The following is a 16,605-nucleotide window of genomic DNA, read 5'->3' on the forward strand; positions in this document are numbered from 1 at the left end:
ATTACAGAGAGCCGATGCTGGCCTGTGGGTTGAGGGCAAAACCCCAGTCGAAGAGGCTGGCGGCCTGGTCCCAATAGGTCGGTCCCCCAGGTGTGATCACGCCGTACATCATCGCGATCACCAGCCGCCGACCGCCCCGGGCGGCCGCCCCGACGAACGTCTTACGCGCAGCGTTGGTGAACCCCGTCTTGCCGCCGATGGCGCCGGGATACCGCTGTAACAGTTCGTCCTGGTTGACGATCGGCTGATCGCCGTTGTCGCCGGGGAACATCGCCGACGGCTCGGCGGTGATATGTGCGAATACCGGGTTGGCCATGGCGGCCCGGAAGATGACGGCCAGATCATGCGCCGTCGAGGCGCCCGAGCCGCCGGGTCCGTCCAGCCCCGACGGAGTTGCCGCATGGGTGTTGGTCGCGCCCAGGGCCGCGGCCTTGGCGTTCATCTTGTCGACCGCAGCCTCGGGGCCACCCAGCATGTGGGCCAGCGCGTTGGCGGCGTCGTTGCCCGACACCAGCAGCAGCGCATCCAGCAGCTGACGTGCGGTATAGGTGCGGCCGGCTTTGATGCCGACGCAGTTGCATTCGACCTGGGTGTCGGCGACGTCGGCGACGACAGTCGAGTTCAGGTCGAGTTCGTCCAGCGCCACCAACGCCAGCAGCACCTTGATGGTGCTCGCCGGTGGATGGGCGACGTTTTGGTCGCGTTCGGCCAGCACCTGGCCGCTATCGAGATCGGCCACGATCCAGGTCTGTGCCGGACCATCGGGGATCGGCACGGAGCCGACCGGCTGGACGTCGGTGTCGGCCATCGAGATCGGGGCGGTGGCTGTACTGACGGCTGCACCGAACGTGAGCAGCGCGGCGGCTAGGACCATGAGCTTTCGCATGGGCGCTGAGTTTAGGCGCTCCCGGTGGTGCGCACCGATCATCCCCGTCCACGCATCCGGCGCCCGGTTGCCGACATGGAGGTCTGATGAGCGGGGCCTCCGTCGTCGCGTGCGGCCTTGAAGGCGCGGAATTTGCGACCTGACGTTCACCGGTTCCTCGATGGGTTGCCAGCGGTTGTGCCGCAAGTGGACATTCGCCACGGGGATAGCGATCCCAACTAGCCGCACATTCGGGCGCTGCCGGTGTTGAATCGAACCATGTTGAGCCTGGGCGAAATCTCGGACCGATTGGAGATCCAGCAGTTGCTGGTGGACTACTCCACCGCGATCGACCAGCGCCAGTTCGACGATCTCGACAAGGTGTTCACCCCTGATGCGTACATCGACTACCGGGCGCTGGGCGGCATCGACGGCCGTTATCCCGAGGTGAAGAAGTGGCTGGCCGAAGTGCTGCCGAATTTCCCGGTGTATGCGCACATGCTTGGCAACTTCTCGGTGCGCATCGTCGGCGATACCGCGTCGTCGCGGGTGATCTGCTTCAACCCTATGGTGCTCGGCGCAGACCAAGAACAGGTGTTGTTCTGCGGGCTGTGGTACGACGACGAGTTCGTGCGCACCCCGGCCGGCTGGCGGATGACGCGGCGCGTCGAATCGAAGGTCTTCCAGAAGTTGATGTGAGCCGGCTACCGCGGCCGCCGCGGAAACCGCTGGTAGAGAGCGGCTTCCAACTCGGCGCCGTAGGCGGCGAACAGCGCCATCGCGGTGATCGGCTTCAGGGGTGGGGTACAGCTGAACTGCACGGTCCACGTCAGCGTGTTTGCGTCGCTGCTGGTGGTGCTGGTAGCGAATTTCGCCGTGCATCCGGTGAGGCCAGGTGGGCCAGTGACCTCATAGGTGTAGCAGCCGTCCTGCTGGTGCAGGAGAGTCTCGCGCAGCGGGGGACAGCCCGAACGGCGGAGCTCTCGGACGTCGTCCACGACGGTGTACGGGGGACCGGGCGGGCCGTAGCGGGGTCGGGCAAAAGGCCTGCGGAAGTTGCATGCGTAGGTGCTGATGTCGTCGACGGTCGCGGCTAGTGGCCAGGATCTGGTGACGGTGAGTGGCCCGTCGGGGGCTGAGGTGTCACGCAGAGGGATGAGCAGTTCGCCGTAGGTCAGGTTGGACAGCTGATCGGTGTCCATGTAGCCCAGGCCGTAGGTCATCATCCAGCGGCCATTGGAGGCGTGGCGATCAGGGTTAGCGACGGCGCCGCCCAGCTTCAGGCCGCACCGTTGCGCCAGCTTGGTGACCAGCACGTTGTCGGCACTGTCGACTTCGGCGAGCGGGCCGCTGACGGTGTGGCCGTAGTGCAGCAGCAGGCCCAGCCAGTCGACCGTGGTCCGTCGCGGGTTCACTACCCGGCGTCGGCGCTCCAGCATCGACACCGCACTATCGATCCGCGCTTGGGATCGCCGGCGATTGGTCAGGGTGGCGCTGATGGCGTCGGCCAGCGCCGCGGCGCGTTCGTCGAGATATCCCGGCGTGGAGTTGATGCCGCGCAGCTCGGTTGGGCTCAGCGTCGCCTGGACCCAGTCCGGCGCGTTGGTGAGCTGGTCGAAGGCGACGGGTCCCCGCAGCGAGCGGGCGCGCTGCTGAGGATCCATGCGCATCAAGTCCAGTCCGTCGTTGTAGATCTCGCGACGGAACAGTTCGATCGCCGATTCTCCGCCGTTAGTGCCGATCGTTACCGCCACGATGAACGGGTCGATGGGTTCGCCGTCCTCCCAGACCAGATGGTTTTCGCCGACAAGGTGGGGTCGGGTGCCGTTGGCCGCCTCAAGCAGGTCGATATTGAGGCAATGATCCTGTCCGACAAGGTCTTTAGGGTCGCACACGAGCACAGGATTGAGCCCCTCGATCGCGAATCTCTTCGACTCCCCGGCCGAGCTTCCCCCGGCGACGGGCATGGTCCGGCTGGATCCCGACGGGTAGTCGGTCACCATGAGCGCGACCTCGCGCACCTGCACCCCAAGCGGGGGAAGCCGATCTTGTGGCTCTCTGATGATGTTGCCGGTTTTGCCAGCGTTGAAAGGTTGCATCACCAGCGCGCGGTCCAGGTGGGCAGGCGAGTCGGCGGCGGTGAGCATCATGGTGCCCGAGCAGCCGGCCTCATCGGTGGGCGGTTCCGGATCGGTGGCGAGTTGTACCAGGCATCGCCCCGAGAAACGCAAACGCAGTACCAGCGATTCGGCGAACAGTGGCGGGGATTGTCCGGTGCTGCCGAGCGGCACTTCCTCATACTTGTTTGGTTCTCGGCACGGGTAGGTGGTGTCGGCTTCGGTATCGGAGTAGCCGCCGTGCTCGCGGTAGACGATCTGCCGCTCGAACTCATCGAGGATGGACAGTGCCTGCAGCCGCCGCGCGATGATCCTCTGCTCGGTGGGGTCGGTGGTGAGCTCGTCCACCTTGGCGCGCGCTGCCCTGGCCCATTGAGCGGTCGCATCGAGGATCTGCAGCGCATAACCATCCATCTTGTCGACGGCGTCTTCCGGAATAGGTTCGTTGCGGAACATGGCATTGAGTTTCACGGTGCCCGGCGGGCCGGCGGCCAAGGCCTTGTCGTCGGATCGGAAAAGTTCAGAACCGTCGACGGGCAGGAGCGCCAGCAGCTCCAAGAAAGGCCGGACGGCTACCGACATCATCGGCCAGCCGGCCAGGACTTCGATGCCGATGCGACGCCGGGGGTCGCTCTGGGTCGATCGGGGATCGTAGTAGCGGCTCAACCAGGTCCGCAGCACGAGGTAGCAGGCGTTGAAATGGGCGGTCGCCTCTACCGTGAACCGTTTCAGAACACGGCTGGAACCGGAGATGGGGTCGCGCGTGGGCGTGAAGTCCTCCCCGCACCTGTCTGCGAGCCGTTGTTCGGCGTCGAACTGCGCTCGGATCATTGCGAACCGGTACAGATGGCAGTTGCGGACGCGGAGGACGCGTTGGAGCCAGTCCGGCGTCTCGCCGTCGCCGTTGATGCCGCCGGAGAAACCTTGATCTGCCCGCACAGCACCCAGCAGTGCGGGCACCCCTAGCTCTTTGACCTTCGCGAGGATCTCTTCGGCCGCTTCGATGAAATCGGTCATCCCTTCGCCTTCGTCGACGATCTGGCCGATGATGCTGTCGACGCTTTTGAAGTTGGCTAACGGGTCGCCGACGTTGCGCTGCTCCTGGCGTTCAAAGTTCTTGTCGCGCTGGATCGGGCCGATCGGCAGCATCCGCTCGCCGGTATTGGCCAGCTCATCGTTGAGATCACGGTTGTCGTTGACCACCTGGCCCATCACGAACGCGTCGCGATAGCGCGGAAGGATCTGCTGCTTGTAGAGGTCGGCAATGGATTGGAAGCGGATTCGCTCGAAGTCGAAAGCGGGGAGGCGGACCCATCTAGCCATGGAGCGCTTCGGGCGAGGAACCTTCGTGCCGGGTAGCAGGTCGCGAAGGATGCGAAGCAGCTTGCCGCGCAACTCGTTGCGCTGTCCATCGCCGACGTTGACCAGCGACTCTTCGAGGCGGTACTGGACCTCGAAATCGTGCAGCTGGTTGAACAACTTCGTCATCGCTGGCCCGAACGGGTCGGCATTTTGCAAAGCGTCGGTCGACTCGTAGACGACGAACCGCTTTATCGTGTCCGGGGTCAGCCGGTCGACGGGTACCTCGGTGCCATGCTCGGGCTTGTGCGACCCAATCTGGCTGCTCCAGCCGTCAAAGCGCCAGTGGCCGCCCGCGGAGCGCTCCGGCAAGGTGAAATCCGCGGGCTCACCCAATGCTCGTAGCAGGCACTGCACGTAGTGCAGATGCATCATCTCTTCGTGAGTGATGCTGAGAATAGACAACTTCCAGTCCCTGACCCGCTCGAACTGGATCGCCCGGCGCCGGTTGGGCGACCCGTCGCTGAGGGCGGCGAACTCCTGGGGCAGCGTCTTGAGCGAGCACGCCGCGTAAAGATAGGCATTCAGCAGGCAGTGCTCAATGCGTGCGGCTTCTTGCAGCAACCGCACCAGCGTCTTCTTCTGGGCGGCTGCCTCGTCCAGCAATTCGGCGAGCTGGGGTCGCTTGGGTGAGTCACCTCGGGTCATGCTTATCCCCCCATCTGGCCCCGTCTGGCCCAGCATAGGTGCGGTGTCGCCACGCGAGCGGGGTTTGATGGTGGCGACCCGCGGCGCGCGGCTTCGCCGCGCTTGCGATCGCCACGGATTTCTGCCCAAGACCCGGGTTCTGGCACAATGGGCGGCTGTCCGCCGCGCGACCCACCTCTGTAGAAGTGCTTGCTGGGCGGTCAGACACGCGAGGCAAAACCGGACCCCGGCATCCCGCCCGGGTCGCTGAATTGCAGCGTGACACACATAGGAGAAGTCGCTTAACCATGGCTGTGAAGATCAAGCTCACCCGGCTCGGCAAGATCCGTAATCCGCAGTACCGCGTTGCCGTCGCCGATGCCCGCACCCGCCGCGACGGCCGCTCGATCGAGGTCATCGGCCGGTACCACCCTAAGGAAGAGCCAAGCCTGATCGAGATCGACTCTGAGCGCGCCCAATACTGGCTCTCCGTTGGCGCGCAGCCCACCGAGCCGGTTCTCAAGCTGCTGAAGATCACCGGTGACTGGCAGAAGTTCAAGGGCCTGCCTGGTGCGGAGGGCCGGTTGAAGGTCGCCCCGCCCAAGCCCAGCAAGCTTGAGTTGTTCAACGCAGCGCTGGCTGCCGCCGAGGGTGGCCCGACCACCGAGGCCGCCAAGCCGAAGAAGAAGTCGCCGCCCAAGAAGGCCGCCAAAGGTGCCGACGCCGCCTCCGAAGCGAGCACCGAGAAGGCGGCCGTTCCAGCCGAGGGTCGCGAACAGTCCGAGCCGACCGAAAGCTGACCGGCCCCATGAGCACGGTGGTAGTCGACGCTGTCGAGCACCTGGTCCGCGGGATCGTGGATAACCCCGATGATGTGCGGGTGGACATGGTCACCAGCCGCCGTGGACGCACGGTGGAAGTTCACGTGCATCCCGACGACCTGGGCAAAGTGATCGGTCGCGGGGGACGAACCGCGACCGCGTTGCGCACCCTGGTCGCCGGTATTGGTGGCCGGGGCATCCGCGTCGACGTGGTGGACACCGACCAATAGCCGAGCCCATGCTCGTGGAGCACCCATGGAGCTGGTAGTCGGGCGCGTGGTCAAGGCGCACGGCATCGCCGGAGAAGTCGTCGTCGAAATCCGCACCGACGATCCGGACACTCGGTTTATGCCGGGAACAACGTTGCGCGCCAAGCATTCTCGTGATGGCTGGGAACGCAGTTACGTCGTCGAAGGCGCGCGCGACCATGGCGCGCGGCTGCTGGTGCGACTGGTCGGAATAACCGACCGTGCGGCCGCCGACGCGTTGCGCGGCAGCGTGTTCGTCATCGACTCCGACGATCTGCCGCCCATCGACGAGGACGACACCTACTACGACCACCAGCTGGAAGGTCTGCGGGTCCGCACGACGACCGGCCGAGACGTCGGGGTCGTCGGCGAGGTGCTGCATACCGCTGCGGGCGAGCTGTTGGCGGTCCGCCCGGAGGCCGGCAGCCCAGCGGGCGAGGTGTTGGTGCCGTTCGTGCGAGCCATCGTCACTTCCGTGTCGCTGCAGGACGGCATCCTAGAGATCGATCCGCCCGATGGTTTGCTGGATCTGAGCTAGCGGAGGGGCCGCAACCGGAAATCGACATGAAAATCGACGTAATCACGATCTTCCCGAGCTACCTGGACCCGCTGCGGCAGTCGTTGCCGGGCAAGGCGATTGCCGCGGGCCTGGTGGACTTGCAGGTGCACGACTTGCGGCGGTGGACCCACGATCTGCACCGCTCGGTGGACGACGCGCCGTACGGCGGCGGCCCGGGCATGGTGATGAAGGCGCCGGTATGGGGCGAAGCGCTCGACGAAATATGTTGTGCTGAAACGCTGTTAGTCGTTCCGACCCCCGCAGGTGTGCCGTTCGACCAGGCCACCGCCCAACGTTGGAGCACCGAGCAACACCTGGTGTTCGCCTGCGGCCGCTACGAGGGCATCGACCAGCGAGTCGTCGAGGACGCTGCTCGGCGGATGCGCGTGGCGGAGGTCTCGATCGGTGACTACGTACTGCCCGGGGGCGAGTCGGCGGCGGTGGTCATGATCGAGGCCGTGTTGCGGCTGTTGGCCGGGGTCCTGGGTAACCCCGCGTCCGTCCAGCATGATTCACACTCGCCCGGCCTGGACGGCCTTCTGGAAGGACCCAGCTACACCAGGCCACCGCGGTGGCGCGGTCTGGACGTGCCGGAGGTGTTGCTGTCCGGTGACCATGCCCGCATTGCCGCCTGGCGCCGGGATGTCTCGTGGCAGCGCACTCGCCAGCGTCGCCCGGACCTGGCCCCACCAGATTGAGATCCCACCGAGCTGAGGCTGCCGAGCAGCCGCAAACTCACACGGGAAGCCGGATCTGTGCGATCATGTGCGCTTGCGCCACGTTGCGCGCTGTCGCGCCGGAGCTAGATGCGGCCGTTGGGGAAGATCGTCCTGACGGCTTGGGTGATGGTTTCGCGCGCGGTGGCCTCGTCGGCAGCTTGCAGCGACTCGATCACCATGATGTAGCGACGGTCAGAACCCACGATGCCGGTCGACAGATGCATCCAGTCCGCCCCGATGCAGCACATCCAGCCTTGCTTGACCGCGACCGGCTCCGCATACAACCCGTCGGGAATGCCGAACCGCTGTGGGTAGCCGTCGACGCCGGTCGGGGTGGACCGGGCCAGGTCGTTCACGATGAACCCGGCGCGGTCCAGGGGTAGCCCCCCGGTGCCGTCTAGCAGCATTTCGTAGTAGCGGATCAGGTCCGGCGCGGTGCTGATCGTGTTCCACCAGCGCCCGTCGCTGGGCGGCATGGTCGAGGTCAGTCCGTACCGGGCGGCGACTTCGGTGATGGTGACCTCTCCGCCGAGCTGACTCCAGAATCTCTCGGCGGCCCCATCATCGGACGACCGCAGCATGAGGTCCAGGGCCTGGTGATCCTCGGGGGTGAGCGTGACCTTCCCCTGCGATTCCTGCAGCAGCAGCTGGTCGGCGATGAACAGCTTGGAGACCGAGGCGGTCGCGATGATCGAGGTGTTGCCGTTGGAGACCAGTCGACGGGTCGCGCGATCGAGAACAGCGACTGACAGGGTGGCGCCCTTGGCGGCGGCCTCGTCGGTTGCCTGCTGGATGCGTTGCTGCACGCCGCTCAGCCCGGTGTCGGGCAGCAGCGCATCCGGCGCGCCGGGAGGGGTGATTGCCCGCAGCAGCAGCTCCACCAGCTGCTGTTGCGGTTGGGCCGGGTAGTGCGCAGCGCTGTGATCGGGCGTGCTGTATGCCTTCGCCTGTACCTTGGCCTCGCAGGCCGCAACCACGACCAATGCCACCGCCGCCGCGGCGGTGAGCATCGTCAGCGGCCGTGCTCGCATGCTTCTCCTTGCATCTTCCGGCGTCGCGAAGACGTGCAGATGGGCGGCCGCACTGCCATGTGCCCGGGCATCACGCAAAGTTGCGGGTTCCGACTCATGCGGTTTGACCCCGTTCATATGTACCATTCGCCGGTGCTTCCGGGCGGGCGTGAACCACCCGGATTTCCTGTGATTTTCATGGCACGCACACCGTCTGGCACAATTGACCAGTTGTCCGCGCCGGCCGGGTATCCTCGCCTGCTGCGGCATACAGCCATAAGCCCGTATCCATCGGCTTGATAAGCGCCTCACGCCCGCGTGTCGGCGGTTCACCAGGCCGCGAACCGGAGGAAGTGTCTTTCCCATGAACAGGCTGGACTTCGTCGACAAGGCGTCGCTGCGCGACGACATCCCGGCCTTCAGCCCGGGCGACACCATCAACGTGCACGTCAAGGTCATCGAGGGCGCCAAGGAACGTATCCAGGTGTTCAAGGGCGTAGTGATCCGTCGGCAGGGCGGGGGCATCCGCGAGACGTTCACCGTACGTAAGGAAAGCTACGGCGTCGGCGTCGAACGTACTTTCCCGGTGCATTCGCCCAACATCGACCACATCGAGGTGGTGACGCGCGGCGACGTGCGTCGCGCCAAGCTGTACTACCTGCGCGAGCTGCGCGGCAAGAAAGCCAAGATCAAGGAGAAGCGCTGACCGGCGCTGCCTTCGCGACTCGGGCTGCCCCGACACGCCAGTCGCAAAGAACCCGGCGTGTGCTGGCTACGCTGATCCCGTGACCGAAACCACGGATTCCCCGTCTGAGCGCGAGCCCGGCGCCGGTCAGCCGGAATCGCACCCGGCTGACCGCGAGTCTGACTCCACGGGCCAGACACCTCAGACAGCCGACGCGGCCGAGTCGTCAGAAGCCACAAAGGACGAATCCAAGCCGGCCAAGAAGTCGACGCTACGGGAACTAGCCACCCTGACGGTGATCGCGGTGGTGCTCTATTACGTCATGCTGACGTTCGTGGCGCGTCCCTATCTGATTCCGTCGGAATCGATGGAACCCACCCTGCACGGGTGTTCGACCTGCGTCGGAGACCGCATCCTGGTGGACAAGCTCACCTACCGCTTCAGCTCGCCCAAGCCCGGCGATGTCATCGTCTTCAGGGGACCGCCGTCGTGGAACGTGGGTTACAAGTCGATTCGCTCGAGCAATACCCTGGTCCGCTGGGTCCAGAACGCGCTGTCGTTCGTCGGTTTCGTGCCTCCCGATGAAAACGATCTGGTGAAACGCGTCATCGCGGTCGGGGGGCAAACGGTCCAGTGCCGCTCTGACACCGGCCTGACGGTCAATGGCAAACCCCTCAAGGAACCGTACCTGGATCCGGCCACCATGATGGTCGATCCGTCGGTCTACCCGTGCCTCGGCAGCGAATTCGGCCCGGTGACCGTTCCGCCGGGACGGCTGTGGGTCATGGGCGACAACCGGACCCACTCGGCGGATTCACGCGCGCACTGTCCGATGCTGTGCACCGGGGATCCCACGGCGGGCACCGTGCCGATATCCAACGTGATCGGCAAGGCGCGTTTCATCGTATGGCCACCGTCGCGGTGGGGTGTGGTGCGGTCGGTGAACCCACAGCAAGAGCAGTAGCCGTGGCTGGATATGAATAAGACCTGGCCACCGCGCACGGTGATCCGCAAATCTGGGGGTTTGCGCACGCTGGAGTCTGCGCTACACCGCAGCGGACTGGGTCCGGTGGCGGGCGTGGACGAGGTGGGGCGCGGCGCCTGCGCCGGCCCGCTGGTAGTGGCGGCCTGCGTGCTGAGCCCGAATCGTTTGGAAAGCCTTGCCGCCCTGGATGATTCGAAGAAGCTAAGCGAGAAGATGCGGGAGAAGCTGTTTCCGTTGATCTGCCGCTATGCGCTGGCTTACCACGTGGTCTTCATCCCGTCGGTCGAGGTCGACCGGCGGGGCGTGCATGCGGCCAACATCGAAGGCATGCGGCGTGCGGTGGCCGGGCTGTCGGTGCGGCCCGGCTACGTGTTGAGCGACGGCTTCCGGGTCCCCGGATTGCCCGTGCCGTCGTTGCCGGTGATCGGGGGCGACGCCGCGGCAGCGTGCATCGCCGCGGCCAGCGTGCTGGCAAAGGTCAGCAGGGACCGGTTGATGGTTGAGATGGACGGCGCGTACCCCGGATACGGCTTCGCCGAACACAAGGGCTACAGCACACCTGCGCACACCCTGGCACTGGCCCGGCTGGGTCCGTGTCCCGAGCATCGTTATTCCTTCATTAACGTGCGCCGGGTTGCGGACGGATCGAACGTGCGGGTGGTGGCCGGATGCGATCCGGACCCTCCGGCAGAGCGTGGCGAAGTCCGGTGAGGAAAGATGGGGCGCGAGTTCCCACCTGGCGACCATTCGCGCCGCTTGTGGCGCTCAGGGCTCCGCGGGACCCTAAACCGCGAACCCGGGCACATCGGGGCGCATTGGCTGGAAGAAGGACGTCTGAGCAGATGAGTGGCAGATGAGTGCAGAAGATCTCGAAAAGTACGAAACCGAGATGGAGCTCTCGCTGTACCGCGAATACAAGGACATCGTCGGCCAGTTCAGCTATGTCGTGGAAACCGAGCGACGCTTCTACCTGGCAAACAGCGTGGAGATGGTGCCGCGCAACACCGACGGTGAGGTGTATTTCGAGCTGCGGCTGGCCGACGCCTGGGTATGGGATATGTACCGGCCCGCTCGGTTTGTCAAACAGGTGCGGGTGGTCACCTTCAAGGACGTCAACATTGAGGAAGTGGAGAAGCCCGAGCTGCGGCTGCCCGAATAAGGGTGAATAACGGTGTGGTGAGCAGCCGCATAACCTCCTGTCGGCCCGGCTTGTCGGGGGTTTTGGCGGCTGCTCGGCAGAAGACCGCTTGCTACTGGTCCTGGGGCGGCAGCTGACCCCGATTCTCGATGACCTTTCGCGCCACATCGGCCAGTTTGATGTTCAGGCTCTGGGAATGGCGCCGCAGCACGTCGAACGCGTGGTCCTCGGTCATGTCGTGCAGCAACATCAGCATGCCGACCGCCTTGCCGATTTCGCGGTTGCTGAGCAGCCCCCGACGCAGGCTGGCGGCGTCTTCCCCGTGAGCGACGGCGTTGACGGCCACACTGGCGAACGAAGCCAGCACTGCCGCCCGTCCGGCGGATTCGGTGTCGAAACGGTTGGGGGCATCGCTGAACAGGTTGAGGGCGGCGGCTTTGCGCTTGTCGATCTGTAACCGAAAGCCCATGGCGCCACGCACCGGCGTATCGGCGACCAGGGCGGCCGCAAACTTGGGCCACTGGCCGGGCGTGGTCAGGTCCGTTTCGATCTGCGGGGTTTCTTCTTCGATCGCGTCGATGCACGGGCCGTCGCCGGCGCGCCGTTCAATGTCGTCGATGCGCTGGGCGAGTCGGTCGCTGGCGCCGACGGTGACGTAGCGGTCATTGGTTTTCACCAGCATGCTGGCGTGGTCGCAGCCGGGAACGATCAGCGTCGCCGCGACGCAGATGGCGGCGTAGATCTCTGAGGGATTCGCCCCCTGGTAGATGATCTCGGCCAGGGCGGAGAAAACCGTCGCCGGGTCGGCCATCATGCCGCCCGGTGTCGAGTCGGGGGAGCCGCCATTCGGTTTGGCCGTCACGTCCCTCCCTTACTGTGTGCCTCGCTGGGCCATTACTTGAGCCCTCACCGGGCCGTCTCGGACGCTCACGTCCGATGCGCTCGCCGTAGATTATCGGTCGCTGCCGTCTGGTCAAACTCCGACAGCGCGCTCCAACTCCTTCAGCGATGTCTCCAGGTGCCCCAGCATGCGCTGCAGATGAGGCACGCTGCGCCGGCACCCCACCAGCCCGAAGTCGAGGTTATCGGCGTTGTTGGTGACCGTGACGTTCATTGCCTGGCCGTCGAGCGCGATCGACAGCGGATAATTCCCGACCAGCTGTGCGCCCCGCCAATACAACGGGTCAGCCGCGCCCGGCACATTCGAAATGACGATGTTGAACGGTGGCGGTGCGGTAGCCACGAAACCAGGAATCAGGCCAAAAACCAGGCCGCCGGTGAGAAAAACCGACAGCGCCAGCTGCTGGACGCGGGGTAGTTGGGTGAACACCTGTTTGTTGTCGCGCATCGACTGGCTGATGCCGTGTAGACGGTCAGCGGGGTCGGCGGCGTGGGTGTTGAGGTTGCACAGCACGGTGCCCACCATGTTGCCACCGCCCTCAGTGTCACCTTCCTTACGCAGGCTCACCGGGACCATGGCGATCAGCGGCCTGTCCGGCAATGCGTGCTGATCCATCAGGTAGGCGCGCAGCGCCCCGGCCGACATCGCCAGGACGACGTCGTTGACGGTGACCTGTGCGGCGTTCTTCACCGCCTTGATTCGCTCCAGCGACCATGATTGGGCCGCGATCCGGCGCGCTCCGCCGATCCGGACGTTGAACATGGTCTTGGGAGCCCGGAACGGCAACGTGAGCTGTTGTTCAAGTAAGCCCGCGCGTGCCAAGGACAGCGTCGACGGTGCCAGGGCCGCTGCCGACCCGACCGCCTGAGTCAGCAGCTGAAGCGGTGACGACCGTCGGCTGCTGCTGCTGCTGCGCTGCCGCGGCTTCAGCGCCCACGGGACCCGGATCTCGTCGTCGTCGGGGTCGCTGGTCAATGCTCGCTGCATCAACTTCTGGGCCGACACGCCGTCCTGCAGGGAATGGTGGAATTTGACGTAGACGGCGTAGCGACCGTCGTTGAGGCCCTCCACCAGGTGCGCCTCCCACAATGGCCGATGCCGGTCGAGCAGGCTGCCGTGCAACCGTGAGGCCAGCTCCAGCAGCTCGCGTACCCGGCCCGGCCGGGGCAGCGCAGACCGGCGGAAGTGGTAATCCAGCTCCACGTTCTTGTCGAAAGCCCACGCGAGGTTGGTGACAGCGCTGAAGAATGCCGGATGCTTGCGGAACATGGGCTGGACATCGGTGCACCGGAGCATGGCTTCGTAGGCTTCGGTGACGAAGTTCTCGTCGGCATTCTCGGGCGGCCGGAAGAGTTGCAGGGCGCCGACATGCATCGGATGTTCGCGCGATTCGCCCAGCAAAAACATGGAATCGGTCGGTGCTATCAGTTTCATGTGCCGTCTCCCGCGCTAGGTCTGTACAAGCTGGATAGCCACCCGCGGCGTCTGGCACACATTAGTCGCCAGGGATCGCGGCGTTTGGGCATCGCCGCCGTGGGGGATTCAAAGTCAATGGGAGTTACCGTTGCGGTTACCGGACCGACCGGCGAGATCGGTCTTTCGGCGGTGACGGCGCTCGAGCGTGAACCGGCGGTCGAGAAGATCGTGGGGATGGCCCGTCGGCCGTTCGACCCGACGGTGCACGGCTGGACGAAAACCGTTTATCAGCAGGGTGACATCCTCGATCGTGATCTGGTGAACGCGTTGGTCGAGCAGGCCGACGTGGTGGTCCACTTGGCGTTCATCATCATGGGGTCACGCGCGGAGAGCGCGCGGGTCAACCTGGAGGGCACCCGGAACGTGTTCGAGGCCACGGTTGCCGCGCGGCGCCCGCGGCGGCTGGTCTACACCTCTTCGGTTGCGGCATACGGCTACCACTCCGACAACGCGGTGCCACTGACCGAAGACACGCCCCCACGGGGATCGCCCGAGCACTACTACTCCGAGCAGAAGGCGGCTTGCGAGGCCGAACTGGCCGAGATCACGAAAGGTTCATCGCTACAAGTATTCGTTCTACGGCCATGTATCGTCGCCGGACCCGAGGCGCACGCGTTAGCCGCGGCGATGCCGTGCAACCAGCTTCCGGCCCCGGTGCGCGCACTCAGCAAAGCGCTGCCCATGCTGAAGCCGATCGTGCCCGATCCCGGTTTTCCGCTGCAGCTGGTGCACCACGACGACGTGGCGGCCGCGATCGCGCTGGCGGCTACCGCCCCGGTACCGCCGGGGGCATACAACATTGCTGCCGACGGGACCGTGACAGTGACCGACGTGGCCAAGGCACTGGGCGGGCGCCCGGTGCGGGTTCCCGCCGCCGCGGCGTCGGCGGCGTCGGCGGCGATTTCTCGACTGCCGATGGTTCCGTCCATGCTGGAATGGCTACATGTGGCACGCGCCTCGGTGGTGATGGACAACACCAAGGCCAAGCGGGACCTCGGCTGGCGCCCCACGCACTCGTCGGCGGAAACCTTGGCGGCGCTGGCTTCCGCAGTCTGAGGCCGGTCGGCCGGGACGACGGCCGGCCGGGATCGGGTACGTTGAGCCCCGTGTTTGCGCGCTCGACCGCCGCGTCGGCGGAACCCGAAATGGCCCAGTGCGGCGCGTAACCGCACGCCGGCGGGTTAAGCACCTCGCGGGCGATCAAGTGAGCACCCGACCGGACACCCTGGTCGTCGAGGAGCCGCTGGAGATCCGCGTCGACGGTGCGCCCGTGACGGTCACCATGCGCACGCCCGGCTCGGATTTCGAACTGGCCCAAGGGTTCTTGCTCACTGAAGGGGTGATCGCCGATCGCGACGACGTGCAGACAGTTCGTTACTGCGACGGCCGTGGTGCGGACGGGACCAACACCTACAACGTTGTTGACGTGACGCTGGCGCCCGGCGTCGGCCGGCCCGACCTCGATGTCACCCGCAACTTCTACACCACCTCGTCGTGCGGGGTGTGCGGCAAGGCGTCCCTGCAAGCGGTGCGGCTGATCAGCCGGTTCGCGCCGGGTGAGGATTCCGCCACCGTCACCGTCGCGACACTGACGGCGATGCCCGGCCAACTCCGCGCCGCCCAAAAGGTGTTCGCGAGCACCGGTGGGCTGCACGCCGCGGCATTGTTTGGCATGGACGGCACCATGTGCGTCGCGCGCGAGGACATCGGCCGGCACAACGCGGTCGACAAGGTCATCGGCTGGGCGCTGCAGCACGACCGGGTGCCGCTCGTGGCGTCGGCGCTGCTGGTCAGCGGGCGCGTCTCGTTCGAGCTGACCCAGAAGGCGCTGATGGCCGGGATTCCGGTGCTGGCGGCGGTGTCGGCGCCGTCGTCGTTGGCGGTCTCATTGGCCGAGGAGTCCGGGATCACGCTGGTGGCGTTTCTGCGGGAGGACTCGATGAACGTCTATACCCGGCCCGACCGCATCACGTAGTGGCTGTTATTAATGACACCCGTCTAGGCAGGGATTTAGGGGCGTTGCGGCGCGAGGATGTAGGTCCATTCGCCGTGGAAGGTGTGGTGGCGCAGCGGGTGTGTCTTTCGAGGTCTTTATCTGTTGGTCGGCGGTTTTGGTGCTTTAGGGTGGCCGGCGGTGTCGAGTTCGGCGTGTGCACGGTCAGCCCGGTGGGGTGGTGGTCGCGGCGATAGCGTTGACCAATGTCTTAGCCGGGTGCGGTAGCCGTTGGAGCACCGCCGTCTACGCAGATCAGCAACCGACGCACCGTCGGGTAGGCGCCGGATCCGGTGGTGCGCCACCGGGTTCGGATACGAACCTATCCGTGCCTTGCGCCCTTATGGCCGTCGTCGCCAGGTTCTCCTCCGGGTCCGCCTTGCCCGCCGTATCCGCCGCGCCCGGGGAGCGAATCTCCGGTTGCATGTGCGTAGCTATCGCCGCCGTCGCCGCCCTTGGCACCGTTAAGGAGGCTGTCGCCGCCATTGCCGCCGTCGCCGCCGAAGCCCGATCCGACGTATGGGTTCGAGCTGCGGCCGGTGCCGCCATGCCCGCCGTGCCCGCCATGGCCGCCATGGCCGCCATACCCGCCCCGGCCGCCGAAGGCGTAACCATCAGCAGCGTTGGTCGCGGTGCCGCCGGCGCCGCCGTTTCCGGCGTACATGGTGCCGTAGCCGCCGGTGCCGCCGTTGCCGGCGTACGCGTTAGACACAGCCTGCGTTTGGTTATCTGCCTTGATGGTGGCGTTACCGCCGTTGCCGCCGGCCCCTCCGTTGTAGCCCGTGCCGCCGTTACCGCCATACCCCGCACGGGCGTAATTGGCATTGTCTTCGTTGTTGATTGTTGCGTTGCCGCCGTTGCCTCCGTTGCCGCCGTCACCATTGGGGTTGCCGTTGCTGTCGGCGCCGTTGCCGCCTTGGCCGCCGTTACCGGCGTTAAGTGCTCCGGTTCCGGTGGTGGAGGCGCTACCGCCGTTGCCGCCGTTGCCGGCGTACGCGTTAGACACAGCCTGCGTTTGGTTATCTGCCTTGATGGTGGCGTTACCGCCGTTGCCGCCGGCCCCTCCGTTGTAGCCCGTGCCGCCGTTACCGCCATACCCCGC

The 16,605-nt window shown here is 65.6% G+C and carries 15 protein-coding genes and 2 pseudogenes; 11 read left to right on the forward strand and 6 right to left on the reverse strand.

The window, feature by feature from the left end; translation table 11 throughout:
• Nucleotide 1 precedes the first annotated feature (1 nt).
• A complete protein-coding gene (locus tag EET13_RS09145; protein ID WP_122441990.1) occupies nucleotides 2–886 on the reverse strand; it encodes a D-alanyl-D-alanine carboxypeptidase family protein in 885 nt (294 codons plus the stop codon).
• A gap of 258 nt (nucleotides 887–1,144) precedes the next feature.
• On the opposite strand from EET13_RS09145, the gene EET13_RS09150 reads away from it, so the two are divergent.
• The gene (locus tag EET13_RS09150) at nucleotides 1,145–1,564 is read left to right on the forward strand and encodes a nuclear transport factor 2 family protein (protein WP_122441991.1); all 420 of its coding nucleotides are present in this window, start codon (nucleotides 1,145–1,147) and stop codon (nucleotides 1,562–1,564) included.
• Nucleotides 1,565–1,569: 5 nt separating this feature from the next.
• Here the strand turns inward: EET13_RS09150 and EET13_RS09155 are convergent, their stop codons facing one another.
• Nucleotides 1,570–4,989 (reverse strand): ferritin-like domain-containing protein, encoded by a 3,420-nt coding sequence (locus tag EET13_RS09155; RefSeq protein WP_168990729.1) that lies wholly within the window; start codon nucleotides 4,987–4,989, stop codon nucleotides 1,570–1,572.
• A 287-nt stretch (nucleotides 4,990–5,276) separates the two neighbouring features.
• Here EET13_RS09155 and rpsP point away from each other — a divergent pair, with 287 nt between their 5' ends.
• Genes rpsP through trmD form a run of 4 tightly spaced genes read left to right on the forward strand, consistent with a single transcriptional unit; the run spans nucleotide 5,277 to nucleotide 7,294 of the window.
• Nucleotides 5,277–5,768: a 30S ribosomal protein S16 gene (gene rpsP, locus EET13_RS09165; protein ID WP_122441994.1), complete on the forward strand. Its 492-nt coding sequence runs from the start codon at nucleotides 5,277–5,279 to the stop codon at nucleotides 5,766–5,768.
• An 8-nt stretch (nucleotides 5,769–5,776) separates the two neighbouring features.
• Nucleotides 5,777–6,019, forward strand: a complete 243-nt coding sequence (locus EET13_RS09170; protein ID WP_003878715.1) for an RNA-binding protein — start codon at nucleotides 5,777–5,779, stop codon at nucleotides 6,017–6,019.
• A 25-nt stretch (nucleotides 6,020–6,044) separates the two neighbouring features.
• Nucleotides 6,045–6,575, forward strand: a complete 531-nt coding sequence (rimM, locus tag EET13_RS09175) for a ribosome maturation factor RimM (RefSeq protein WP_122441995.1) — start codon at nucleotides 6,045–6,047, stop codon at nucleotides 6,573–6,575.
• Between the two features lie 26 nt (nucleotides 6,576–6,601).
• Complete coding sequence (trmD, locus tag EET13_RS09180) at nucleotides 6,602–7,294, forward strand: tRNA (guanosine(37)-N1)-methyltransferase TrmD (RefSeq protein ID WP_122441996.1); 693 nt, start codon at nucleotides 6,602–6,604, stop codon at nucleotides 7,292–7,294.
• A gap of 104 nt (nucleotides 7,295–7,398) precedes the next feature.
• On the opposite strand, the gene EET13_RS09185 is transcribed toward trmD, so the two are convergent.
• Entirely contained in the window at nucleotides 7,399–8,346 is a 948-nt protein-coding gene (locus EET13_RS09185; RefSeq protein ID WP_122442003.1) for a serine hydrolase, read from the reverse strand.
• A 343-nt stretch (nucleotides 8,347–8,689) separates the two neighbouring features.
• Here EET13_RS09185 and rplS point away from each other — a divergent pair, with 343 nt between their 5' ends.
• The 4 genes and pseudogenes from rplS to EET13_RS09205 all read left to right on the forward strand — a co-directional run bounded on the left by rplS (nucleotide 8,690) and on the right by EET13_RS09205 (nucleotide 11,154).
• Nucleotides 8,690–9,031 carry a 50S ribosomal protein L19 gene (gene rplS, locus EET13_RS09190; protein ID WP_023372313.1) on the forward strand — a complete coding sequence of 114 codons (342 nt, stop codon included), beginning with the start codon at nucleotides 8,690–8,692 and terminating at the stop codon, nucleotides 9,029–9,031.
• 79 nt (nucleotides 9,032–9,110) lie between these two features.
• A complete protein-coding gene (gene lepB, locus EET13_RS09195; protein ID WP_122441997.1) occupies nucleotides 9,111–9,974 on the forward strand; it encodes a signal peptidase I in 864 nt (287 codons plus the stop codon).
• A 12-nt stretch (nucleotides 9,975–9,986) separates the two neighbouring features.
• Nucleotides 9,987–10,782, forward strand: a pseudogene (locus tag EET13_RS09200) (ribonuclease HII).
• 66 nt (nucleotides 10,783–10,848) lie between these two features.
• Nucleotides 10,849–11,154, forward strand: a complete 306-nt coding sequence (locus EET13_RS09205; protein ID WP_003414710.1) for a DUF2469 domain-containing protein — start codon at nucleotides 10,849–10,851, stop codon at nucleotides 11,152–11,154.
• A gap of 91 nt (nucleotides 11,155–11,245) precedes the next feature.
• Here the strand turns inward: EET13_RS09205 and EET13_RS09210 are convergent, their stop codons facing one another.
• Complete coding sequence (locus EET13_RS09210; protein WP_122441999.1) at nucleotides 11,246–11,947, reverse strand: GAF and ANTAR domain-containing protein; 702 nt, start codon at nucleotides 11,945–11,947, stop codon at nucleotides 11,246–11,248.
• Nucleotides 11,948–12,106: 159 nt separating this feature from the next.
• The gene (locus EET13_RS09215) at nucleotides 12,107–13,468 is read right to left on the reverse strand and encodes a WS/DGAT/MGAT family O-acyltransferase (RefSeq protein ID WP_122442000.1); all 1,362 of its coding nucleotides are present in this window, start codon (nucleotides 13,466–13,468) and stop codon (nucleotides 12,107–12,109) included.
• Nucleotides 13,469–13,585: 117 nt separating this feature from the next.
• On the opposite strand from EET13_RS09215, the gene EET13_RS09220 reads away from it, so the two are divergent.
• A complete protein-coding gene (locus tag EET13_RS09220; RefSeq protein WP_122442001.1) occupies nucleotides 13,586–14,566 on the forward strand; it encodes an NAD-dependent epimerase/dehydratase family protein in 981 nt (326 codons plus the stop codon).
• 97 nt (nucleotides 14,567–14,663) lie between these two features.
• The gene (gene fdhD, locus EET13_RS09225; RefSeq protein WP_122442002.1) at nucleotides 14,664–15,485 is read left to right on the forward strand and encodes a formate dehydrogenase accessory sulfurtransferase FdhD; all 822 of its coding nucleotides are present in this window, start codon (nucleotides 14,664–14,666) and stop codon (nucleotides 15,483–15,485) included.
• 340 nt (nucleotides 15,486–15,825) lie between these two features.
• Here fdhD and EET13_RS30280 read toward each other — a convergent pair.
• Nucleotides 15,826–16,605, reverse strand: a pseudogene (locus EET13_RS30280) (PE family protein); the annotation flags it as partial.

The organism is Mycobacterium attenuatum (assembly GCF_900566085.1).
GTDB classification, from domain to species: domain Bacteria; phylum Actinomycetota; class Actinomycetes; order Mycobacteriales; family Mycobacteriaceae; genus Mycobacterium; species Mycobacterium attenuatum.